This window comes from Streptomyces sp. NRRL B-24484, assembly GCF_000717715.1.
In the GTDB taxonomy this organism is placed as follows: domain Bacteria; phylum Actinomycetota; class Actinomycetes; order Streptomycetales; family Streptomycetaceae; genus Kitasatospora.
Window position 1 is genome coordinate 136,099 of sequence record NZ_JOAI01000020.1, and the last position, 21,349, is coordinate 157,447.

The window sequence follows — 21,349 nt, forward strand, 5'->3', positions numbered from 1 at the left end:
CGTCCGCCGTCCCGTACGGCTCCGGGGCAACCCGAGCCGTACGGGACAATGGGGTCATGCCCTCCGCACTCCCCGACGGCGAACCGGTGCCGTCCGACGGCTCGCTGCCCGCCCACGCCCTCACCGGGCTCGGCACCCGGCCGTTCGGCTTCTACCTGCACGTGCCGTACTGCGCCAGCCGCTGCGGCTACTGCGACTTCAACACCTACACCGCCACCGAGCTGCGCTCCTCCGGCGCGGTCGCCTCGCAGGACACGTACGCCGACAACGTGATCGCCGAGATCCGGCTCGCCCGGAGGCTGCTCGGCGACGCCGAGCTGCCGGTGCGGACGGTCTTCCTCGGCGGCGGCACCCCCACCCTGCTGCCCGCCCGCGACCTGGTGCGGATGCTCGCCGCGCTCCGCGAGGAGTTCGGGCTCGCCCCGGACGCCGAGGTCACCACCGAGGCCAACCCGGAGTCCGTCGGCCCCGCGTACCTGGCCGAGCTCCGCGAGGGCGGCTACAACCGGATCTCCTTCGGCATGCAGAGCGCCCGCAAGCACGTGCTGCAGGTGCTCGACCGCCACCACACCCCGGGCCGCCCCGAGGCCTGCGTCGCCGAGGCCCGCGAGGCCGGCTTCGAGCACGTCAACCTCGACCTCATCTACGGCACCCCCGGCGAGACCGACGACGACTGGCGGGCCTCGCTCGACGCCGCGATCGGCGCCGGCCCCGACCACGTCTCCGCCTACTCCCTCATCGTCGAGGAGGGCACCCGGCTCGCCGCCCGCGTCCGCCGCGGCGAACTCCCGATGATCGACGACGACGTGCACGCCGACCGCTACCTCATCGCCGAGGACGCCCTGAGCCGGGCCGGCTACTCCTGGTACGAGGTCTCCAACTGGGCGACCACCCCCGAGGGCCGCTGCCGGCACAACGAGCTCTACTGGACGGGCGCCGACTGGTGGGGCGCCGGACCGGGCGCGCACAGCCACGTCGGCGGCGTCCGCTGGTGGAACGCCAAGCACCCCGCGGCCTACGCGCAGGCGCTCGCCGAGGGCCGCACCCCCGCCCTCGGCCGGGAGGTGCTCGGCGAGGAGGACCGCCGGGTCGAGCGCATCCTGCTCGAACTGCGACTGGTCGACGGCTGCCCGCTCGACCTGCTCACCGAGGACGGCCGCAAGGCCGCCCTGCGCGCCGTGGAGGAGGGCCTGCTCGACCCCGCCGCCCACACCGACGGCCGGGCCGCCCTCACCCTGCGCGGACGCCTCCTGGCCGACGCCGTCGTCCGCGACCTCGTCGACTAGAAGGGCTGACCACTCAGGGGCGCCCGGGAGGGACGGCCTCAGCCCGTCGCCGTCACGAAGTCGATCAGTTCTTCGACGCGGCCGAGCAGGGCGGGGTCGAGGTCGCGGTAGGAGTCGACCGAGGCGAGGATGCGGCGCCAGGCCGCCGGCGGGTCCACCGGCCAGCCCAGCCGGCGGCAGACGCCCTCCTTCCACACCTCGCCGCGCGGCACCTGCGGCCACGCCTCGATGCCCACCGCGGACGGCTTCACCGCCTGCCAGACGTCGACGTACGGGTGGCCCACCACCAGCACCGAGTCGCCGGAGACCCGTTCGGCGATCCGGTGCTCCTTGGTGCCCGGCAGCAGGTGGTCGACCAGCACGCCGAGCCTTCGCCCCGGGCCCGGGGCGAACTCCGCCGCGATCGCCGGCAGGTCGTCCACGCCCTCCAGGTACTCCACGACGACGCCCTCGATCCGCAGGTCGTCGCCCCAGACCCGCTCGACCAGCTCCGCGTCGTGCCGCCCCTCCACGTAGATCCGCGACTCCCGGGCGACCCGGGCGCGGGCCCCCGGCACGGCGATGGACCCGGAGGCGGTCAGCCGCGGCCCGGCGGCCGCCGTCGGCGAAGCGGGCCGCACCAGGGTCACCGTCCGTCCCTCCAGCAGGAAGCCGCGCGGCACCATCGGGAACACCCGGTGCTTGCCGAACCGGTCCTCCAGGGTGACCGTCAGCCCCTCGGCCGTCTTCTCGCAGCGCACCACCGCCCCGCAGAAGCCGCTCGCCGCCTCCTCCACCACCAGGTCCCGTTCGGCGGGCACCTCCGGGGCAGGCTGCTGCCGCTTCCACGGCGGGGTCAGGTCGGGGCCGTACTGCCTGCTGCGCATGGACGGGAGTCTACGAGCCCTGACACCCGGTCATCCCCCGTCCGGAGTACGGCGCGCCGGGCCCGTCCCCGCGCCTCCGACAGCCCCCGCACGCCCCGCTCGCCCTGCATGCCCCGCTCGCCCTGCTCCACCGCTCGCCCTGCTCCACCGCTCCGTGGGCGCGAATACCGTTCGCCCGCGGCCGGGGCCGCGGGCAGACTGCCCGGCGTGACGGAACGCGACGCGACGACCGACCAGCCGCTCGAATGGTGCGTGGTGGCCAACGTGGCCCGCCTGACCACCCACGGACCAGGCGGCGAGGAGACGCGGTCCGGCCTGCGGCACTTCTCGCCGGGAGCGAAGCTCTGGGTGCTGCCGCCCCGGTACCGGGACGAGGACGACCGTCTCCAGCTGATCGGGATCCACCGTGGGGGCGCAGACGACAGGTGTCCATGGTCCTCTTCCGGCGACACCTGGAGAACTTCCGGGTCAAGGCCGTCCACAGCCCCGCGGTGCAGCGGGCCCGGCAGGAGGGCGAGCTCTGGAACTGGCGCCGGGTGTGGTGCTGCCCGGAGATGGCGCAGCCCTGGGCCGACCGGTGGAACGCCCTGGCCGCCGGCCGACCGGCCGAGGGGGTCCCGCCGTGGCCGGCCCGGTCGACCTTCGCCCCGGACGACGGGCCCTGTCCCCATCAGGGCCAGGTGACCGTCTGAGGCCCTGAAGCCTCAGTCCGCCAGGCCCGGCGCGCCCCAGACCGGGAACCAGCGGGACAGGTCGGACTCCAGCCGCAGGTCGTTCCCGAGCATCGCCTTGACCTGCAGTTCCAGCGGGCTGTTCCGCTTCTCGCCACCGCCCGGCATCGGCGCGAACGGGTAGAACGTGCCCCGCTTGTACAGGTAGACCAGTGCCAGCGAACGGCCCTCCGCATCCCGGAAGCCCACCAGGGAGCAGAGCAGCTGCGGGCCGAAGCCGTGCGCCTCCAGCTCGCTGTTGACCGCGTGCAGGTCGTTCACCAGGTCCGGCAGCTCCTCGGGGGTGTGCCGGGCGAGCAGCCAGGAGTACCCGTAGTCGTCCCGGGACGCCTCCACCGGGACGCCGCCGCGGCCGGTGTCCGCGTCCAGCAGTGCCCGGACCTGCTCCTTCACCTCCTCGAAGGCGCCGCCCTCGACCGCCGCGAAGCAGACCGAGCCCAGCCCGGTCGGCCGGAACCCGGCCGCCGCCTCAAGCGTCAGCGCGGCCGACGGAACACCGAACAGCTGGTCCAGGTCCGGCCTCACCGGCTTGCTCCGGCCCAGCAGCGCGTCCAGGAATCCCATGAGCGGTCCTCTCCGGCCCGTCAGCGGCCGAGCTCGGCGGAGATCCGGGCCAGCTGCTCCAGCCGCTTCTCCAGCGACGGGTGGGTGGAGAAGAGCTGGGTCGCCGCGTCCCGCGCGCTCAGCGCCGGCGCGAAGTAGAAGGCGTTGTACGGCTGCGCCCTGCGCAGGTCCTCGGTCGGGATAGCCGCGATCTGCCCGGTCACCTTCGTCAGCGCCGAGGCCAGCGCGCTCGGCCGGCCGGTCAGCTGGGCCGCCGAGCGGTCCGCCGCCAGCTCCCGGTAGCGCGACAGCATCCGGGTCAGCAGGAAGCTCAGGGCGTACACCACCATGCTCACCAGCGGGACGAGGATCAGTGCGATCGCCGTGTTGGGGTCGTTGCTGTTGCGGTTGTTGCCCAGGAATCCGCCGTACAGGGCCATCCGGGTCATCACGCCGGCCAGCACGCCGAGGAAGCCGGCCACGGTCATCACCGCGACGTCCCGGTGCGCCACGTGCGACAGCTCGTGCGCGAGGACGCCCTCCAGCTCCTCCGGCTCCAGCCGGCGCAGCAGCCCGGTGGTCACGCAGACCACCGCCTTCTCCGGGTTGCGGCCGGTGGCGAAGGCGTTCGGCATGTCGTTGCGGGCGACCGCCACCCGCGGCTTCGGCATGTCGGCCAGCGCGCACAGCCGGTCGATCGTGCCGTGCAGCTGGGGGAACTCCTCGGGGGACGCCTCGTGGGCGCCCATCGCCTTCTCGGTGATCTTGTCGCTGAACCAGAATTGCACGACGAACAGCCCGCCCGACAGCAGCAGGATCAGCGGCCAGGCGCCGCGCAGCAGGACGATCAGCAGCCCGGTGAACCCCACGTAGACCAGGCCGATCAGGAACATCGTCGTGACCATGCGGCGGGTCAGGCCGCGGTCCGGCGCGAAGCGGGAGTGCTGCCGTGTCGACGACATCGCTGCTCCTTCGGTAGCTCGCTGCCTTCGATGCTGCCACTCGCCGGCGCCCCGGGCACTGCCCGCCGCTCCGAGATCGGTCGAGGATCACGCGGGAGGCCCGTTCCTGCCGTCGGGGGTGGGCCTTACACTGGCAGGTACGAATCTGGCACTCTGCCTTCCGGAGTGCCAAGGAACGGATCGGTCACCAGGTCCAACGGGCGAAGACGGAGGTGCGTGCCCCGTGGCCAACGAGCGCAGGGACGAGCGTCTCATCGACACGCGTGCTGGCGTGCGCCCGCTCGACGAGCGCAGGCTCGCCGTGCTCCGGGCGATCGTCCAGGACTACGTGGGCACCGAGGAGCCGGTCGGGTCCAAGGCACTCGTCGAGCGGCACAACCTCGGCGTCTCCCCGGCGACGGTCCGCAACGACATGGCCGCGCTGGAGGAGGACGGCTTCATCCACCAGCCGCACACCAGCGCCGGCCGCATCCCCACCGACAAGGGCTACCGCCTGTTCGTCGACCGGCTGGCCGAGGTGAAGCCGATGACCGCGCCCGAGCGGCGCGCGATCCGGCACTTCCTGGAGGGCGCCGTCGACCTCGACGACGTCGTGGCCCGCACCGTCCGGCTGCTCGCCCAGCTCACCCGGCAGGTCGCCGTGGTGCAGTACCCGTCCCTGACCCGCTCCACCGTGCGACACATCGAACTGGTCGCGCTGGCACCCGCGAAGGTGATGCTCGTCCTGATCACCAACACCGGTCGGGTGGAGCAGCGGATCGTCGACTGCCCCGGCGCGGTCGGCGAGACCGTCCTCGCCGACCTGCGGGCCAAGCTCAACGCCAACGCGTCCGGCCGCCGGCTGCCGGACGTCCCCGCGGCGCTGGAGGACCTGCCGAACGCCTTCGAGCAGGACGACCGGCCCGTCGTCTCCACCGTCCTCGCCACGCTCTTCGAGACCCTCGCCGAGCAGAACGAGGAACGCATCATGCTGGCCGGCACGGCCAACCTGACCCGCTTCGGGCACGACTTCCCGCTGACCATCCAGCCGGTGCTGGAGGCGCTGGAGGAGCAGGTGGTGCTGCTGCGCCTGCTGGGTGAGACCGCGGAGTCCGGGATGACCGTCCGGATCGGCCGCGAGATCGACTACGAGGGGCTCAATTCCACGTCCGTGGTCTCCGTCGGTTACGGTTCGGGCGACCAGAGCGTGGCAAAGCTGGGAGTGATCGGTCCGACCCGGATGGATTACCCGGGCACAATGGGGGCGGTGCGAGCGGTGGCACGGTACGTGGGTCAGATCCTGGCCGAGTCGTAACAGCGTGCTGCGCCGGGTGGCGCAGCCGGTCGGACGCAAGCACTTCCAGAAGCGGAACAAGCGGAGCATTTGGTGGCCACGGACTACTACGCGGTACTCGGCGTCCGACGGGATGCGGGGCAGGACGAGATCAAGAAGGCGTTCCGGCGCCTGGCACGCGAACTGCACCCGGACGTCAACCCGGACCCGAAGACCCAGGAGCGGTTCAAGGAGATCAACGCCGCGTACGAGGTCCTCTCCGACCCCGCGAAGCGGCAGGTCTACGACCTCGGCGGCGACCCGCTGTCGCCCAACGGCGGCGGTGGCGGCGCGGGCGGCTTCGGTGCCGCCGGCTTCGGCTTCTCCGACATCATGGACGCCTTCTTCGGCGCCGCCGGCGGCCAGCGCGGCCCCCGTTCGCGGACCCGCCGCGGCCAGGACGCCATGATCCGCCTGGAGATCACCCTGGAGGAGGCCGCCTTCGGCACCACCAAGGAACTCCAGGTCGACACCGCCGTCACCTGCACCACCTGCTCCGGCGAGGGCGCCGCACCGGGCACCTCCGCGCAGACCTGCGACATGTGCCGCGGCAAGGGCGAGGTCTCCCAGGTCACCCGGTCCTTCCTCGGCCAGGTCATGACCTCCCGCCCCTGCCCGCAGTGCCAGGGCTTCGGCACCGTCGTGCCGACCCCGTGCCCGGAGTGCGCAGGCGACGGCCGCGTCCGCGCCCGCCGCAACCTCACCGTCAAGATCCCCGCCGGTGTCGACAACGGCACCCGGATCCAGCTGGCCGGCGAGGGCGAGGTCGGCCCCGGCGGCGGCCCGGCCGGCGACCTGTACGTCGAGATCGCCGAGACCAGCCACGCGGTGTTCCAGCGCCGCGGCGACGACCTGCACTGCACCGTCACCATCCCGATGACGGCCGCCGCGCTCGGCACCCAGGTGCCGCTGCAGACCCTGGACGGGCTGGAGGAGGTCGACATCCGGCCCGGCACCCAGTCCGGACAGTCGATCCCGCTGCACGGCCGCGGCATCACGCACCTGCGCGGCGGCGGCCGGGGCGACCTGATAGTGCACGTCGAGGTGCAGACGCCGACCAAGCTCGACCCGGAGCAGGAGGAGCTGCTGCGGCGGCTCTCCATGCTGCGCGGCGAGGAGCGCCCGTCCGGCCAGTTCGCACCGGGCCAGCAGGGCCTCTTCTCCCGCCTCAAGGACGCCTTCAACGGCCGCTAGGCCGGCCGCCGGGGGCGACGGACAACCATCGCGGGCGCGGGGAACTGCGCAGTCCGGGGCCGGGTCGCCGAACGATCAGGGCCCACCCCTGGTCCGTACGGTGGCCCGCATCCGAATTGCGCGGTTCTCCCCCGGCCTTCGGCCGGGAGGTTCCCCACACGCCCCTCGGTACTCACTCCCGTAAGGAAGACCCTTCATGACCGCACCGGTGTTCGTCGTCGAGGGTGCGGTGCTGGCCGGGGTGGTGCCGGGTGCGGTGGTGCGGCTGGACGGGCCGGAGGGGCGGCACGCGGCGGCGGTGAAGCGGCTGGAGGCCGGTGAGGCGATCACCCTGGCCGACGGGTGCGGTCTCGGCGTCGACGGCACGGTGACCGCCGTGCACGGCAAGGACGCACTGGACGTCACCGTCGACGCCGTCCGCACGGAGCCCGAGCCCGGCCCGCGGATCGTCGTCGTCCAGGCCCTGCCCAAGGGCGACCGCGGGGAGCTCGCCGTCGAGACGATGACCGAGGTCGGCGTCGACGCGGTGATCCCGTGGGCGGCGTCCCGCTGCATCACGCAGTGGAAGGGCGACCGGGGGGCCAAGGCGCTCGCCAAGTGGCGGGCCACCGCCCGGGAGGCCGGCAAGCAGTCCCGCCGGCTCCGCTTCCCCGAGGTGCGGGACCTCGTGACCACCCGCCAGCTCGCCCCGGTGCTGGCCGCCGCGGCCTTCGCCGCGGTGCTGCACGAGGACGGCGCCGAGCCGCTGGCCGCCGCGGCACTGCCGGCGGCGGGCGACATCGTGCTGGTGGTCGGTCCGGAGGGCGGCGTCTCGCCGGACGAACTCGCGGCCTTCGCCGAGGCCGGCGCCGCGCCGTACCGGCTCGGCCCGTCGGTGCTGCGCACCTCCACGGCCGGGGTCGCGGCCGGCGCCCTGCTGCTCGGCCGCACCGGCCGCTGGTCCTGACGCGCCGGTCCCGGACGCGGACCGGGCCGGTCCGTACGCTCAAGAAGAAACCTCCTGCACCGCGGGCGGGCGGTGCCTAGGGTGCTGGTGTGACCGAACCGCAGAGCACCTCCGAGGGCGCCTACCTGCGCCACCCCCACCTGCACGGCGACCTCGTCGCCTTCGTCGCCGAGGACGACGTCTGGCTCGCCCCGCTGGACGGCGGCCGGGCCTGGCGGCTGACGGCGGACCAGACCCCGGTCAGCCACCCGCGCTTCTCGCCGGACGGCCGGCACGTCGCCTGGACCTCCACCCGGGACGGCGCGCCCGAGGTCCACGTCGCCCCCACCGACGGCGGCCCGTCCCGGCGCCTCACCCACTGGGGCAGCGCCCGCACCGCGCTGCGCGGCTGGACGCCCGACGGCCGGCCGGTCGCCGTGACCACCGCCGGCCAGGCCACCCTGCGCCGCACCTGGGCCTTCGCACTGCCGCTGGAGGGCGGCGAGCCGGCCAGGCTGCCGTACGGGCCGGTCGGCGGGCTCGCGTTCGAGCCGGGCGGTGAGCGCGTCCTGCTGCTGTCGGCGTTCAGCCGGGAGCCCGCGCACTGGAAGCGCTACCGCGGCGGCACCGCGGGCAAGCTGTGGATCGGCGAGCGGGAGTTCGAACGGCTGCACACCGGTCTCGACGGCAACATCGAGTCGCCGCTCTGGGTCGGCGGGCCGCGGGGCTCCAGGATCGCCTTCCTCTCGGACCACGAGGGCACCGGGCAGCTGTACTCCAGCCTCCCCGACGGCTCCGACCTGCGACGGCACACCGACGGCGGGTTCTACGCCCGCAACGCCACCACCGACGGCACCCGGGTGGTCTGGCACAGCGGCGGCGACCTGTGGCTGCTCGACGACCTGGACGGCGCCGGGCCCCGCCGGCTGGACGTCCGTCCGGCCGGCCCGCGCACCCGCCGCCAGCCGCACCCGGTCTCCGCCGCCGGCCGGCTGGAGTCGGTCGCCCCGGACCGCACCGGCCGGGCCGGCGCGGTCGTCGTCCGCGGCACCGTGCACTGGCTGACGCACCGTGAGGGCCCGGCCCGGGTGCTGGACGCCACCCCCGGGGTGCGCGCCCGGCTGGCCCGGGTGGTGCCCGGCGCCGACGGCGGCCAGGGCGTCGTCTGGGTCACCGACGCCGAGGGCGACGACGCGCTCGACTTCGCGCCCGTCGTGCTCGGCGCCGAGCGCCGCCGCCTGGCCGCCGGCCGGCTCGGCCGCGTCCTCGACCTCGCCGTGTCGCCCGACGGCAAGCAGCTCGCGGTCGCCTCGCACGACGGCCGGGTGCTGCTCGTGGCGCTCTCCGACGGCACCGTGCACGAGCTCGCCCGCAGCGAGAACGGCGAGGTCACCGGTCTGGCGTTCAGCCCGGACTCCAGCTGGCTGGCCTGGTCGAGCCCGGCGCTCGGCGCCTGGTCGCTGCGCCAGATCATGCTGGCCGACCTGACCAGCCGCACCGTCAGCGAGGCCACCCCGCAGCGCTTCGTCGACTACGCGCCGGCGTTCACCGCGGACGGCAAGCACCTGGCCTTCCTGTCGGTGCGCAACTTCGACCCGGTGTACGACTCGCACTCCTTCGACCTGTCCTTCCCGACCGGCTGCCGCCCGTACCTGATCACGCTGGCCGCCGACACCCCGTCGCCGTTCGGCCCGCAGCGGGCCGGCCGCCCGGTCGGCGCCGAGGACGACGACAGCGGGGCGGGCAAGGCCGCGAAGGACGCGAAGGACTCCGCCGAGGTCGAGGAGGCGGCCGCGCAGACCCGGGTCGACCTGGAGGGCATCGCCGACCGGATCCTCGCCTTCCCGGTGGAGGGCGGCTCGTTCGGCAGCCTGCGGGCCACCAAGGAGGGCGTGGTCTGGACGCGGACGCCGCTGCTCGGCGAGCTCGGCGACACCGCGGCCTCGCTGGAGGACGACCACCCGCGGCCCGTGCTGGAGCGGTTCGACTTCAAGCGGCGCCGCGCCGAGGAGCTCGTGCACGCCCTGGACGCGTTCGCGGTCAGCGGCGACGGCAGCCGGATCGCCGTGCTCGACGACGCCCGGCTGCGGATCGTCCCCGCCGACCAGAAGGCCGGCGAGGACGACGAGGTGGACGTCGACCTCGCCCGGCTGCGGGTCACCGTCGAACCGGCCGCCGAGTGGCGGCAGATGTTCGACGAGAACGGCCGCATCATGCGCGACAACTTCTGGCGCGCGGACATGAACGGCGTCGACTGGGCGGGCGTCCTCGACCGCTACCGCCCGCTGGTGGACCGTCTCGGCAGCCACGACGACCTGGTCGACCTGCTGTGGGAGACGGTCGGCGAGCTCGGCACCTCGCACGCCTACGTCACCCCGCCCGGCCGGGGTACCGAGGCCGCCCGCCGGCAGGGTCTGCTCGGCGCCGACCTCGTCCGCGACGGCGACGTCTGGCGGGTCGAGCGGATCCTGCCCGGCGAGTCCTCCGACCCGCGGGCCCGTTCGCCGCTCGCCGCCCCCGGTGCCGCCGTGCGGCCCGGAGACGCCGTGCTCGCCGTCGACGGCCGCCCGGTCGACCCGGTCGCCGGACCGTCCCCGCTGCTGGCGGGCACCGCCGGCCAGCCGGTCGAACTGACCGTGGCCGGCAAGGACGGCGTCCCGCGGCACCCGGTGGTCGTGCCGCTCGCCGACGAGGAGGCGCTGCGCTACCACGACTGGGTGGCCGGCCGCCGTGCCGAGGTCCGCGAGCGGTCCGGCGGCCGGCTCGGCTACCTGCACGTGCCCGACATGGTCAGCTCCGGCTGGGCGCAGATCCACCGCGACCTGCGGGTCGAGCTCGCCCGCGAGGGCGTCGTCGTCGACCTGCGGGAGAACCGCGGCGGCCACACCTCCCAGCTGATCGTGGAGAAGCTGAACCGGCGGATCGTCGGCTGGGACCGCGGCCGCGACCTGGCCAACCCGGAGCCGTACCCGGGGGACGCCCCGCGCGGCCCGGTGGTGGCGCTCGCCAACGAGTTCTCCGGCTCCGACGGCGACATCGTCAACGCCGCGATCCAGGCGCTCGGCATCGGCCCGGTGGTCGGCACCCGCACCTGGGGCGGCGTGATCGGCATCGACAGCAAGTACGCCCTGGTCGACGGCACCTCGATCACCCAGCCCAAGTACGCCTTCTGGCTGGAGGGCTACGGCTGGGGCGTGGAGAACCACGGCGTCGACCCGGACGTGGTCGTCGACTGCGCGCCCCAGGACTGGGCGGCCGGCCGCGACCCCCAGCTCGCCGAGGGCGTCCGCCTCGCGCTGGAGGCGCTCGCCGAGCGGCCGGCGAAGACCCCGCCGCCGCTGCCCGAGCTGTAGGCCCGTCCGGGAGCGAACGGACGCGGGGGCGGACGGCACCGCCCGCCCCCGCGTCGGTCCCCCCGCGCCGGTCCCGTGGCCGCCGCGGGGGAGTGCGCAGCTCGGCTAGGCTGCGGACCGTCAGGAACGTGCACCCGCAAGGAGACCGCCATGGCCGGCGAGGCCCAGCCCGACTGCCTGTTCTGCAAGATCGTGGCGGGGGAGATCCCGGCGACCGTCGTCCGGGAGACCGAGCGCACTGTCGCCTTCCGGGACATCAACCCGCAGGCGCCGACGCACGTCCTGGTGATCCCCAAGGTGCACTACCCGAACGCGGCCGCGCTCGCCGCCGCCGAACCGGAGATCACCGCCCAGCTGCTCACCGAGGCGGCCCGGGTCGCCGAGGACGAGGAGATCGACGGCCACGGCTACCGGATGATCTTCAACACCGGCGCCGGCGCCGGCCAGACCGTCTTCCACGCGCACCTCCACGTGCTCGGCGGGGTGCAGCTGCGCGAGGGCCTGGTCTGAGGTGTCCCAGCGCGAACTCGTCGTCCTCGGCACCGCCAGCCAGGTCCCGACCCGGCACCGCAACCACAACGGCTACCTGCTGCGCTGGGACGGCGAGGGCCTGCTCTTCGACCCCGGCGAGGGCACCCAGCGGCAGATGCTGCACGCCGGCGTCTCCGCCACCCAGATCACCCGGATCGCCGTCACGCACTTCCACGGCGACCACTGCCTGGGCCTGGCCGGCGTCGTCCAGCGGATCAACCTGGACCGGGTGCCGCACCCGGTGGACGCCTACTACCCGGCGTCCGGCCAGGTCTTCTTCGACCGGCTGCGCTACGCCTCGGCCTTCCACGAGACCGCCGAGCTGCGGCAGCGGCCGATCCTCGCCCCCGGCCCGCTGGAGGCCCCCGGTGCGCCGTTCCGGCTGACCGCGGCCCGGCTTTCGCACCCGGTGGAGTCCTTCGGCTACCGGCTCACCGAACCGGACAGCCGCCGGATGCTGCCCGAACGGCTCGCCGCCCTCGGCCTGCGCGGGCCCGCGGTCGGCGCCCTCCAGCAGCACGGCCGGGTCGAGCTGGACGGCCGCACCGTCACCCTCGACGAGGTCAGCGAGGTGCGGCCCGGCCAACGCTTCGCCTTCGTGATGGACACCCGGCTGTGCGACGGCGTCGGCGAGCTCGCCGAGGGCGCCGACATGCTGGTCATCGAGGCGACCTTCGTCGACTCCGACGAGCACCTCGCGACCGAGCACGGCCACCTCACCGCGGCGCAGGCCGCCCGGGTCGCGGCCGAGGCCGGCGTCCGCACCCTCGTCCTCACGCACTTCTCGCAGCGCTACCCCGTCCTCGACCAGCACCTCGCCGAGGCCCGCAAGCACTTCGACGGCGAGATCGTGATCGCCGAGGACCTCGCCCGCGTCCCGGTGCCCCGGCGCCGGTCCTAGGACGTGCGCGCACCACAGGGCGTACGGACGTCTCCACGCGCCCCGGGGTGTGCATCCGAGTGCCTCCGGGGCCGGCTGTCGGTGCGGCAGGGGCGGAAAACCACTCGCGCGGTCCGGACGGGTGGCCCACCATCGAATCCGGCCGCCGCGGGCGGTGCCGTGCCGCCCCTGCCCTCCGGGAGAGGGCCCGTGCGGCGTACCCTGGTGACCTCGGACACCCCGAGCTGCACCCCGAGACGACGGATTGGGATGAGGCAGGCCGCAGCGCCGACCCATGAGTGACACACCGCAGACCCGTACCAACGGCCGGCCGCACCGTGAGGCCCCGGCCAGCACCCGGATCGTGATCCCCGAGAAGCACCCGATGGTGACGCTGCTGGGTGCGGCGGACTCGCTCCTGCGAGTGATCGAGCAGGGGTTCCCGCAGACCGACATCCACGTGCGCGGCAACGAGGTGACAGCCACCGGCGACCGCTCCGAGATCAGGTTGGTCGAGCAGCTCTTCAACGAGATGATGCTGGTGCTGCGCACCGGCCAACCCCTGACGGAGGACGCCGTGGAGCGCTCCATCGCCATGCTCAGGAGCGCCGCCGAGGACCCGGACCACCCGGCGCCCTCCGAGGTGTTCACGGCGAACATCCTGTCGAACCGGGGTCGCACGATCCGCCCCAAGACGCTCAACCAGCAGCGCTACGTCGACGCGATCGACAAGCACACGATCGTCTTCGGCCTCGGCCCGGCCGGCACCGGCAAGACCTACCTGGCGATGGCCAAGGCCGTGCAGGCCCTGCAGGCCAAGGAGGTCAACCGGATCATCCTGACCCGGCCCGCCGTCGAGGCGGGGGAGCGGCTGGGCTTCCTGCCCGGCACCCTCTACGAGAAGATCGACCCGTACCTGCGCCCGCTCTACGACGCGCTGCACGACATGATGGACCCGGACTCGATCCCGAGGCTGATGGCCGCGGGCACCATCGAGGTCGCCCCGCTCGCCTACATGCGCGGCCGGACCCTCAACGACGCCTTCATCATCCTCGACGAGGCCCAGAACACCTCGCCCGAGCAGATGAAGATGTTCCTGACCCGGCTCGGCTTCAACTCGCGGGTCGTCGTCACCGGTGACACCAGCCAGATCGACCTGCCGGGCGGCACCCGCAGCGGCCTCAAGGTCGTCCAGGAGATCCTCGCCGACGTGCCGGACATCCACTTCTCGGTGCTGACCAGCACCGACGTCGTCCGGCACAAGCTGGTCGGCCGGATCGTCGACGCCTACGAGCGCTGGGACGCCCAGCAGGAGGCCGACCAGGCCGGCACCGACCGCAAGCCCGTCCAGCGCCGGGGCGCCCGCGCCCCGCGTCAGTCCCAACGCCAGTCCCACCGCACCGAAAGCTGAGTCACAAGCCCTCCATGTCGATCGACATCGCCAACGAGTCCGGGTGGGACGTCGACGAGGAAGCCATCCTCGACGTCGCCCGCTACGCCCTCGACAAGATGCGGATCCACCCGCAGTCCGAGCTGTCCGTGATCCTCGTCGACAGCGACGCGATGGCGGAGCTGCACGTCCAGTGGATGGACCTGCCCGGTCCCACCGACGTGATGTCCTTCCCGATGGACGAGCTGCGTCCCGGCAAGGAGGGCCAGGAGCTGCCGCAGGGCCTGCTCGGCGACATCGTGCTCTGCCCCGAGGTCGCCCAGCAGCAGGGCGAGGCCGCCCCCTCGCAGCACTCGATGGACGAGGAGCTGCAGCTGCTCACCGTCCACGGGGTGCTCCACGTGCTCGGCTACGACCACGAGGAGCCGGACGAGGAGAAGGAGATGTTCGGGCTGCAGAAGCGCATCCTGGACGACTGGCGCTCCGGCCGCGGGCTGTCCGGGATCTCCCCGGCGCCCACCGTCCACTGAGGGCCGGCCGCTTGTGAGTGGTGATAGTACGAGCTTCCTCGTCGGGGCTCTGCTGCTGGTCGTGGTCGGCTGGCTCGCCGCGTGCGCCGAGGCCGGCATCTCCCGGGTCTCCCGGTTCCGTGCCGAGGAGGCCGTCCGGGCCGGCCGCAAGGGCTCGGCCCGGCTGCTGACGGTGGCCACCGACCCGATCCGCTACCTCAACCTGGCCACCCTGATCCGGGTGGCCTGCGAGATGGCGGCGGCCGTCCTGGTCACCGTGGTCTTCGTCCGGAACGTCGACAAGACCTGGCAGGCGGTGCTCTCCGCGATCGGCGTGATGGTGCTGGTCTCGTTCGTCGCGGTGGGCGTCTCGCCGCGCACCATCGGCCGCCAGCACCCGCTGACCACGTCGACCGCCGCCTCCTTCGTGCTGCTGCCGCTGGCCCGGATCCTCGGTCCGATCCCGCGGCTGCTGATCCTGGTCGGCAACGCGCTGACCCCGGGCAAGGGCTACAAGGAGGGTCCGTTCGCCTCCGAGGCCGAACTGCGTGCGCTGGTCGACCTCGCCGAGAAGGACGACCTGATCGAGGACGAGGAGCGCCGCATGGTGCACTCCGTCTTCGAGCTCGGCGACACCATCGTCCGCGAGGTGATGGTGCCGCGCACCGACCTGGTGATGATCGAGCGCCACAAGAGCATCCGGCAGGCGCTCACCCTGGCGCTGCGCTCCGGCTTCTCCCGGATCCCGGTGGTCGGCGACAACGAGGACGACGTGGTCGGCATCGTCTACCTCAAGGACCTGATCCGGCGCACCCACGTCAACCGGGACGCCGAGTCCGAGCAGGTCGGCACGGTCATGCGGCCGGCCGTCTTCGTCCCGGACTCCAAGCCGGCCGCCGACCTGCTGCGCGAGATGCAGCAGATGCGCTCGCACGTGGCGATCGTGATCGACGAGTACGGCGGCACGGCCGGCCTGGTCACCATCGAGGACATCCTGGAGGAGATCGTCGGCGAGATCACCGACGAGTACGACCGGGAGATCGCCCCGGTCGAGGACCTCGGCGACGGCTCGTACCGGATCACCGCCCGGCTGCTGGTGGAGGACCTCGGCGAGCTGTTCGGCCTGGAGCTGGAGGACGAGGACGTCGAGACCGTCGGCGGCCTGCTCGCCAAGCACCTCGGCCGGGTGCCGATCCCCGGCTCCTCCTGCGACATCCCCGTCCCGGACGAGACGGCCACCGACCTGGTGGCGATCCGGCTGAGCGCCGAGAGCTCGGCCGGCCGCCGCAACCGCATCGACACCGTCGTCGCCGCGCCCGTCCGGGCCGTCGAGGACCCGGAGGACGAGCTCGCCGACCAGCAGAGCTGACCCCGCCGACCGCGCAGACGGCCGGGCCCCCGCACCGGGGACCCGGCCGTTCGTGTGACCACGGACCCCGCCGCGTTTGCCGCCAGGGCCCGGGCGTTTGCACCATGGAGGGTATGACGCACCAACTGCGCGCGGAGTACGGCCCGGCGGGCCGGTCCGGCGAGGTGAGCAGGTGGCACATCGTCCGGACCGCCAAGCCCGCCGAGGGCATGTGCGGCGCCACGATCGAACCCGATGCCGAGACCAGGCCGGAGACGGACTGGGGGACGGGGCTGCGGACCTGCCAGCAGTGCGGTTCGCTGTACCTCCACGAGATCCCCTACCACCGCGACTACCACGGCCACGGCTGACGTACGGCGGAGGCAGCGATGAAACTGCAAGACGAACTTCCCGTGGACCACAGGCTCGCCCGGATCTACCGCTGGACGGCGGGCCTGGGCGGAGTGTTCCTCGTGGTCTTCGGCATCCTCGGGCTCGTCGACCAGGTGGGCTTCTTCGACACCGACGGCAAGGAGACCCTCGGCCTGTCCAGCAACGGCGCCCTCAGCGTGCTGTCCATCGTGGTCGGCGCGATCCTCATGATCGGCGCGGTGATCGGCGGGAACTTCGCGTCCACCCTCAACATGGTCGTCGGCGTGCTGTTCATCCTCGCCGGCTTCGTCGGCCTCATGGTGCTCGACAGCAGCGCCAACCGGCTGGCCTTCCAGATCCCCAACGTGGTCTTCAGCTTCGCCTTCGGCTTCGCGGTGGTGACCTTCGGCATGTACGGCAGAGTGAGCAGCCACCTGCCGCATGACAACCCGTACTGGCGCCAGCGCCACAGCGGCCCGGAGACCGTGCCCAACGGCCCGCAGACCCTCGTCAAGGTGCTCAGGCCCGGACCGCCCAACCCGATCGGCCACTGAGCCGCACCCGTCGACCCCGAGCCGCACCCGGAGGCCGGGACGCCCGCCGTCCCGGCCTCCGGTGCGACCGGGCAAAGACTTTGACGGACCGTCGGATTCCGGGGGAGGGTGGGCGCCGACCGCACACCACCACGGAGGGGGACGGATGAGCGAGCGCTCGCTCGGAGGACTCGGCACCGCACCCGTCGGCTTCGGAGCCATGGTGCTCTCGCCCGGCATGTACGGGCGGACCGACGACGACCGGGGCCTGGCCGCCCTGCACGCCGCACTGGACGCCGGCGCCACGATGATCGACACCGCCGACGGCTACGGCGCCGACGGCCACAACGAGGCCCTCGTCGGCCGCGCCGTCGCCGGCCGACGCGACGAGGTCGTCATCGCCACCAAGTTCGGCTTCCGCATCCCGGAGGGCGCCGAACCGCACGCCTTCCCGGTCGGCTACTCCTTCGGCGAACTGGCCGTCAACGCCGATCCCAAGTACGTGCGCGGCTACGCCGAGCAGTCGCTGCGCAACCTCGGCACCCACGTCATCGACCTGTACTACCCGCACTTCCCCGACCCGCAGGTGCCCTTCGAGGACACCGTCGGCGCCGTCGCCGACCTCGTGACCGCCGGACTCGTCCGCCACCTCGGCCTGTCCAACGTGACCGCGGAGCAACTGCGCGCCGCGCACGCCGTCCACCCGGTCGCCGCCGTGCAGACCCAGTGGTCGATGTGGCAGCCGGTCGACCCCGACCTGCTCGCCGCCGCCCGCGAACTCGGCGTCGGCCTGGTCGCCTGGAGCCCGCTCGGCGGCGGCTTCCTCACCGGCACCGTCCAGCAGCTCGGCGAGGACGACTTCCGCCGGCACATCCCCCGCTTCGACGAGGCCAACCTACGGGCCAACAACGACCGCTACGCCCCGCTGCGCGGCATCGCCGCCGACCTCGGCCTGACCCCCGGACAACTGGCGCTCGCCTGGCTGCTGCACCAGGACGACCACGTGGTGCCGATCCCCGGCAGCCGGACCCCCGCCCACATCGCCGAGAACACCGCGGCGGCCGGGGTGACCCTGGACGCCGCCGTGCTGCGCCGCATCGACGAGGCCCTCGCCCTGTTCGCCCCGGCCGGCCGGGGCGCCCTGCTGGGGGCGGCCGACGACTGACCGGACGGGCGGGTGTCCGGACGGGTGTCCGGCCCGCAGTCCGGCGCGGACGGCGCGCCGGCGCCCGCCTATGCTCAGGGCTCATGAGCGAGATCATCGAACTGGACCCCGAGGACAAGAAGATCATCACCCTGGCCCGCTCCGTCCGCGCCCGCAACGGCGTGGCGGAGGGGGCCGCGGTGCGCGACGAGACCGGCCGCACCTACACGGCCGGCAGCGTCGCCCTGGAATCGCTGCGCCTCAGCGCACTGCAGACCGCGGTGGCCATGGCCGTCGCCAGCGGGGCCAAGGGGCTGGAGGCCGCCGCCGTGGTCACCGAGGCCGACACCCCGGCCGAGGCCGACCTCGCCGCCGTGCGCGACCTGGGCGGCGCCGGCACCCCGCTGCTGCTGGCCGGCCCCGACGGCGCACTGCGCGTCCGCGTCGAGGCCCGCTGAGGCACCGGCACGGACCCCGCCGCGACGCACTCCGCCGGGCCGCTCGCGGCCGATAGTCTGATGACCGGCCCGGCGGGGCGCGGGGCCTCGGGGACGGCCCCCCGCAGGGGGCTGGACCGGGGCAGGGGAGGGGACATGGGCGTACTGGCGTTCTTCGCGGGGCTGCTGCTGACCGTCATGGGCTTCGGTCGCTGGCGGGAGACGGGCTCGCCGTACTGGCTGATCGGCTCACTGGTGCTACTGGTCCTCGTCCTGGTCGGCGCCCTGACCGGAGGCAAGAAGACGGGCTGACCGGAGGCAGGAGGACGGGCTGACCGGAGGGCAGAAGACGGGCCGAGGCGACCACCTCGGCACAGCGTCCGTCCGGCCGCCGGTGATCAGGGAGAATGGTGCCCATGAATGCCCCTTCCTCCCCGTACCGCTCCGGGTTCGCGTGCTTCGTCGGCCGTCCCAACGCGGGCAAGTCGACCCTGACCAACGCCCTGGTCGGGACGAAGGTCGCGATCACCTCCGACCGACCGCAGACCACCCGGCACACCGTGCGCGGCATCGTGCACCGCCCGGACGCCCAGCTCGTCCTGGTCGACACCCCGGGCCTGCACAAGCCGCGCACCCTGCTCGGGGAGCGGCTCAACGACCTCGTCCGCTCCACCTGGGCGGAGGTCGACGTCATCGGCTTCTGCCTGCCCGCCGACCAGAAGCTCGGCCCCGGCGACCGGTTCATCGCCAAGGAGCTCGCCGAGGTCCGCAAGACCCCCAAGGTCGCGATCGTCACCAAGACCGACCTGGTCGACTCCAAGCGGCTCGCCGAGCAGCTGATCGCCATCCACCAGCTCGGCGCCGAGCTCGGCATCGAGTGGGCCGAGATCATCCCGGTCTCCGCCGTCGGCGACAAGCAGGTCTCGCTGGTGGGGGACCTGATCACCAAGCTGCTCCCGGAGGGCCAGCCGCTCTACCCGGACGGCGACCTGACCGACGAGCCCGAGCAGATCATGGTCGCCGAGCTGATCCGCGAGGCCGCGCTGGAGGGCGTCCGCGACGAGCTGCCGCACTCGCTCGCCGTGGTCGTCGAGGAGATGCTCCCGCGCGAGGGCCGGCCGGCCGACCGCCCGCTGCTCGACATCCACGCCAACGTGTACATCGAGCGGCAGAGCCAGAAGGCGATCGTCATCGGGGCCAAGGGCTCCCGGCTCAAGCACGTCGGCACCACCGCCCGCAAGCACATCGAGGCGCTGCTCGGCACGCCCGTCTACCTCGACCTGCACGTGAAGGTCGCCAAGGACTGGCAGCGCGACCCGAAGCAGCTGCGCAAGCTGGGCTTCTGAGTCGTCCCCCGCAAGCCCCGTACGGCCCGCCGGCACCCCGCCGGCGGGCCGTCGCCGTTCCGGGCCCTGTTCCGGTGCGGCGCGGTGCCGTCCGGTCCGGTGCGGCGCGGCGCGGTCAGGCACCCTCGCGGAGGACCAGGCCGACCAGTTCGCGCTGGGAGTCGGTGAGCTTGGGGTCCGCGCAGTACACCGTCCGGCCGTCCACCGTGATCTCGTAGTGGAAGCCGTCCGGCACGCCGTAGGACGGCGCGCGCAGCCCGCCGGCCATCGCCTCGCGGGCCAGTGCGTGCACGTGCGGTGCGTCGGGACGCGCGGCGGTGTCCAGCTCGGCGTGCTTGGCGTGGCCGGCGAAGCCGCCGGTCCTGGTGACCTGGATACGCATGGTTGTCAGTGTGCTACGCAGGGATGGGCTTTGCCGAGGTCTTTCACAGAGTCCACCCGTACCTCAGGTTGTGCTGATTCCCACCTGTGACCATGCGTCGGCCACCGCGTCCGCGACACCGCTCACCCGGGGGTGGTGCGAGCTCGCGGTGGCGACGGTGGCCCGGGCGAAGGCGGCGAATCCGGTGGTGGGGGAGAGCCTGCCGCTGGTGAGGGTGTCGTACCAGATCCGCCCGGCGCCCTCCCAGGCGTGGCCGCCGATCGCGACCGCGGCGAGGTGGAAGGCGCGGTTGGGGATGCCGGAGTTGATGTGCACTCCGCCGGAGTCGCGGCGGGTACGGACGTAGCCGTCCATGTGCCCGGGCTGCGGGTCCTTGCCGAGCCGCTCGTCGTCGTAGGCGGTGCCGGGCGCCTTCATCGAGCGCAGGGCGACCCCGCGGACCCCGGGGGCGAGCAGGCCGGCGCCTATCAGCCAGTCCGCCTCCTCGGCCCGCTGGCCGAGCGCGTACTGCTTGACCAGTGACCCGAAGACGTCGGAGAGCGACTCGTTGAGCGCGCCCGACTGGTCCCGGTACTCCAGGTCGGCGGTGAACTGCGTGACGCCGTGGGTGAGTTCGTGACCTATGACGTCCAGGCAGACGGTGAAGTCGACGAAGATCTCGCCGTCCCCGTCGCCGAAGACCATTCGGCTGCCGTTCCAGAACGCGTTGTCGTAGCGGTCGCCGTAGTGGACGGTCGCGTCCAGCGGCAGCCAGGCGTCGTCGATCGAGGCCCGCCCGTACACCTCGCGGTAGAGGGCGAAGGTGGCGCCGAGGCCATCGTAGGCGCGGTTGGCGGAGTCGTCGGCGACCGGCCCGGCGCCCTCGGTGCGGACGGTGGTCCCGGGCAGCGTCTCGGAGTGGGCCGCGTCGGCGACGGTGCGGGTCAGCCGCTCGGGCGCGGCCCCGGGGGTGGGGGCGGCGAGCAGCCGCTGTTCGCGCAGTGCGGTGTTGATGGCCACCGAGCGCCGGGCCGGGGCGTGGCCGAGTGCGGCCAGTCGGTCGAGGACGTGGGGCGGGACGATGGCGCAGCACGGGTACGCGGGGGTCGCAGCCATGTCGCCCAGGGTGACGCATCCATGACGAGTTGTCACGACCCCTGCAGAAAACGAACCGTCTCAGTGGGTGGAATGGTGGTGGGCTTCACTTCGTGTGCCCGGGGAGCTGGGTTACGCTGGTGAGCATCATGCGTTACGGGCTGCTTCTTCTTAGCTGCCGCGGCGAGGGCCTGTAGTCCATCGGAGGCCGGCTCCCTCGCCGCGGGGAGT

At 73.3% G+C, this 21,349-nt stretch carries 22 protein-coding genes; 17 read left to right on the plus strand and 5 right to left on the minus strand.

What is annotated here, in order from left to right; translation table 11 throughout:
* The first annotated feature begins 56 nt into the window (after positions 1-56).
* Positions 57-1,286 carry a radical SAM family heme chaperone HemW gene (gene hemW / locus IE98_RS0119560; protein ID WP_030270591.1) on the plus strand — a complete coding sequence of 410 codons (1,230 nt, stop codon included), beginning with the start codon at positions 57-59 and terminating at the stop codon, positions 1,284-1,286.
* A 38-nt stretch (positions 1,287-1,324) separates the two neighbouring features.
* Here the strand turns inward: hemW and IE98_RS0119565 are convergent, their stop codons facing one another.
* A complete protein-coding gene (locus IE98_RS0119565; protein ID WP_030270593.1) occupies positions 1,325-2,152 on the minus strand; it encodes a DUF3097 domain-containing protein in 828 nt (275 codons plus the stop codon).
* A 431-nt stretch (positions 2,153-2,583) separates the two neighbouring features.
* Here IE98_RS0119565 and IE98_RS0119570 point away from each other — a divergent pair, with 431 nt between their 5' ends.
* Entirely contained in the window at positions 2,584-2,844 is a 261-nt protein-coding gene (locus IE98_RS0119570) for a hypothetical protein (RefSeq protein ID WP_030270595.1), read from the plus strand.
* Between the two features lie 12 nt (positions 2,845-2,856).
* On the opposite strand, the gene pspAB is transcribed toward IE98_RS0119570, so the two are convergent.
* Both pspAB and htpX read right to left on the minus strand, forming a co-directional pair.
* The gene (gene pspAB, locus IE98_RS0119575) at positions 2,857-3,447 is read right to left on the minus strand and encodes a PspA-associated protein PspAB (protein ID WP_030270598.1); all 591 of its coding nucleotides are present in this window, start codon (positions 3,445-3,447) and stop codon (positions 2,857-2,859) included.
* A 20-nt stretch (positions 3,448-3,467) separates the two neighbouring features.
* Positions 3,468-4,388 (minus strand): zinc metalloprotease HtpX, encoded by a 921-nt coding sequence (gene htpX / locus IE98_RS0119580; RefSeq protein ID WP_030270600.1) that lies wholly within the window; start codon positions 4,386-4,388, stop codon positions 3,468-3,470.
* A 271-nt stretch (positions 4,389-4,659) separates the two neighbouring features.
* Here htpX and hrcA point away from each other — a divergent pair, with 271 nt between their 5' ends.
* The 15 genes from hrcA to era all read left to right on the plus strand — a co-directional run bounded on the left by hrcA (position 4,660) and on the right by era (position 19,662).
* A complete protein-coding gene (hrcA, locus tag IE98_RS0119585; RefSeq protein WP_030270602.1) occupies positions 4,660-5,682 on the plus strand; it encodes a heat-inducible transcriptional repressor HrcA in 1,023 nt (340 codons plus the stop codon).
* 72 nt (positions 5,683-5,754) lie between these two features.
* A complete protein-coding gene (gene dnaJ / locus IE98_RS0119590; protein WP_030270604.1) occupies positions 5,755-6,894 on the plus strand; it encodes a molecular chaperone DnaJ in 1,140 nt (379 codons plus the stop codon).
* Between the two features lie 196 nt (positions 6,895-7,090).
* The gene (locus tag IE98_RS0119595; protein WP_030270606.1) at positions 7,091-7,840 is read left to right on the plus strand and encodes a 16S rRNA (uracil(1498)-N(3))-methyltransferase; all 750 of its coding nucleotides are present in this window, start codon (positions 7,091-7,093) and stop codon (positions 7,838-7,840) included.
* A gap of 89 nt (positions 7,841-7,929) precedes the next feature.
* Positions 7,930-11,172, plus strand: a complete 3,243-nt coding sequence (locus IE98_RS0119600) for a S41 family peptidase (RefSeq protein WP_030270607.1) — start codon at positions 7,930-7,932, stop codon at positions 11,170-11,172.
* A 150-nt stretch (positions 11,173-11,322) separates the two neighbouring features.
* On the plus strand, positions 11,323-11,682 hold the full coding sequence (locus tag IE98_RS0119605) for a histidine triad nucleotide-binding protein (RefSeq protein WP_030270608.1): 360 nt from the start codon (positions 11,323-11,325) through the stop codon (positions 11,680-11,682).
* A gap of 1 nt (position 11,683) precedes the next feature.
* Positions 11,684-12,604 (plus strand): ribonuclease Z, encoded by a 921-nt coding sequence (locus tag IE98_RS0119610; protein WP_030270609.1) that lies wholly within the window; start codon positions 11,684-11,686, stop codon positions 12,602-12,604.
* Positions 12,605-12,878: 274 nt separating this feature from the next.
* Positions 12,879-13,994, plus strand: a complete 1,116-nt coding sequence (locus IE98_RS0119615) for a PhoH family protein (RefSeq protein WP_043174586.1) — start codon at positions 12,879-12,881, stop codon at positions 13,992-13,994.
* A 14-nt stretch (positions 13,995-14,008) separates the two neighbouring features.
* A complete protein-coding gene (gene ybeY / locus IE98_RS0119620; RefSeq protein ID WP_030270612.1) occupies positions 14,009-14,503 on the plus strand; it encodes an rRNA maturation RNase YbeY in 495 nt (164 codons plus the stop codon).
* Between the two features lie 13 nt (positions 14,504-14,516).
* Complete coding sequence (locus tag IE98_RS0119625; RefSeq protein ID WP_030270613.1) at positions 14,517-15,851, plus strand: hemolysin family protein; 1,335 nt, start codon at positions 14,517-14,519, stop codon at positions 15,849-15,851.
* A 113-nt stretch (positions 15,852-15,964) separates the two neighbouring features.
* A complete protein-coding gene (locus IE98_RS0119630; RefSeq protein ID WP_030270615.1) occupies positions 15,965-16,201 on the plus strand; it encodes a hypothetical protein in 237 nt (78 codons plus the stop codon).
* Positions 16,202-16,243: 42 nt separating this feature from the next.
* Complete coding sequence (locus IE98_RS0119635) at positions 16,244-16,756, plus strand: DUF4383 domain-containing protein (RefSeq protein ID WP_420706204.1); 513 nt, start codon at positions 16,244-16,246, stop codon at positions 16,754-16,756.
* A gap of 145 nt (positions 16,757-16,901) precedes the next feature.
* On the plus strand, positions 16,902-17,900 hold the full coding sequence (locus IE98_RS0119640; protein ID WP_030270620.1) for an aldo/keto reductase: 999 nt from the start codon (positions 16,902-16,904) through the stop codon (positions 17,898-17,900).
* Between the two features lie 83 nt (positions 17,901-17,983).
* Entirely contained in the window at positions 17,984-18,337 is a 354-nt protein-coding gene (locus tag IE98_RS0119645; RefSeq protein WP_030270621.1) for a hypothetical protein, read from the plus strand.
* A 135-nt stretch (positions 18,338-18,472) separates the two neighbouring features.
* Positions 18,473-18,628 carry a hypothetical protein gene (locus IE98_RS49245; protein WP_159400980.1) on the plus strand — a complete coding sequence of 52 codons (156 nt, stop codon included), beginning with the start codon at positions 18,473-18,475 and terminating at the stop codon, positions 18,626-18,628.
* 104 nt (positions 18,629-18,732) lie between these two features.
* Positions 18,733-19,662 carry a GTPase Era gene (era, locus tag IE98_RS0119655; RefSeq protein ID WP_030270623.1) on the plus strand — a complete coding sequence of 310 codons (930 nt, stop codon included), beginning with the start codon at positions 18,733-18,735 and terminating at the stop codon, positions 19,660-19,662.
* A gap of 115 nt (positions 19,663-19,777) precedes the next feature.
* On the opposite strand, the gene IE98_RS0119660 is transcribed toward era, so the two are convergent.
* Together IE98_RS0119660 and IE98_RS0119665 are read right to left on the minus strand one after the other, a co-directional pair.
* The gene (locus tag IE98_RS0119660; protein ID WP_030270625.1) at positions 19,778-20,044 is read right to left on the minus strand and encodes a protealysin inhibitor emfourin; all 267 of its coding nucleotides are present in this window, start codon (positions 20,042-20,044) and stop codon (positions 19,778-19,780) included.
* A 63-nt stretch (positions 20,045-20,107) separates the two neighbouring features.
* On the minus strand, positions 20,108-21,139 hold the full coding sequence (locus IE98_RS0119665) for a M4 family metallopeptidase (RefSeq protein ID WP_030270627.1): 1,032 nt from the start codon (positions 21,137-21,139) through the stop codon (positions 20,108-20,110).
* Positions 21,140-21,349: the final 210 nt, after the last annotated feature.

Bases quoted from the DNA above. Each gene is read 5' to 3' on its own strand.
- pspAB (WP_030270598.1), bottom strand. From the start codon at position 3,447: ATGGGATTCCTGGACGCGCTGCTGGGCCGGAGCAAGCCGGTGAGGCCG.
- era (WP_030270623.1), top strand. From the start codon at position 18,733: ATGAATGCCCCTTCCTCCCCGTACCGCTCCGGGTTCGCGTGCTTCGTC.
- IE98_RS0119570 (WP_030270595.1), top strand. From the start codon at position 2,584: ATGGTCCTCTTCCGGCGACACCTGGAGAACTTCCGGGTCAAGGCCGTC.
- IE98_RS0119665 (WP_030270627.1), bottom strand. From the start codon at position 21,139: ATGGCTGCGACCCCCGCGTACCCGTGCTGCGCCATCGTCCCGCCCCAC.
- ybeY (WP_030270612.1), top strand. From the start codon at position 14,009: ATGTCGATCGACATCGCCAACGAGTCCGGGTGGGACGTCGACGAGGAA.
- IE98_RS0119605 (WP_030270608.1), top strand. From the start codon at position 11,323: ATGGCCGGCGAGGCCCAGCCCGACTGCCTGTTCTGCAAGATCGTGGCG.
- IE98_RS0119595 (WP_030270606.1), top strand. From the start codon at position 7,091: ATGACCGCACCGGTGTTCGTCGTCGAGGGTGCGGTGCTGGCCGGGGTG.
- IE98_RS0119640 (WP_030270620.1), top strand. From the start codon at position 16,902: ATGAGCGAGCGCTCGCTCGGAGGACTCGGCACCGCACCCGTCGGCTTC.
- IE98_RS49245 (WP_159400980.1), top strand. From the start codon at position 18,473: ATGGGCGTACTGGCGTTCTTCGCGGGGCTGCTGCTGACCGTCATGGGC.
- IE98_RS0119615 (WP_043174586.1), top strand. From the start codon at position 12,879: ATGAGTGACACACCGCAGACCCGTACCAACGGCCGGCCGCACCGTGAG.
- IE98_RS0119565 (WP_030270593.1), bottom strand. From the start codon at position 2,152: ATGCGCAGCAGGCAGTACGGCCCCGACCTGACCCCGCCGTGGAAGCGG.
- hemW (WP_030270591.1), top strand. From the start codon at position 57: ATGCCCTCCGCACTCCCCGACGGCGAACCGGTGCCGTCCGACGGCTCG.
- htpX (WP_030270600.1), bottom strand. From the start codon at position 4,388: ATGTCGTCGACACGGCAGCACTCCCGCTTCGCGCCGGACCGCGGCCTG.
- IE98_RS0119645 (WP_030270621.1), top strand. From the start codon at position 17,984: ATGAGCGAGATCATCGAACTGGACCCCGAGGACAAGAAGATCATCACC.
- IE98_RS0119630 (WP_030270615.1), top strand. From the start codon at position 15,965: ATGACGCACCAACTGCGCGCGGAGTACGGCCCGGCGGGCCGGTCCGGC.
- IE98_RS0119660 (WP_030270625.1), bottom strand. From the start codon at position 20,044: ATGCGTATCCAGGTCACCAGGACCGGCGGCTTCGCCGGCCACGCCAAG.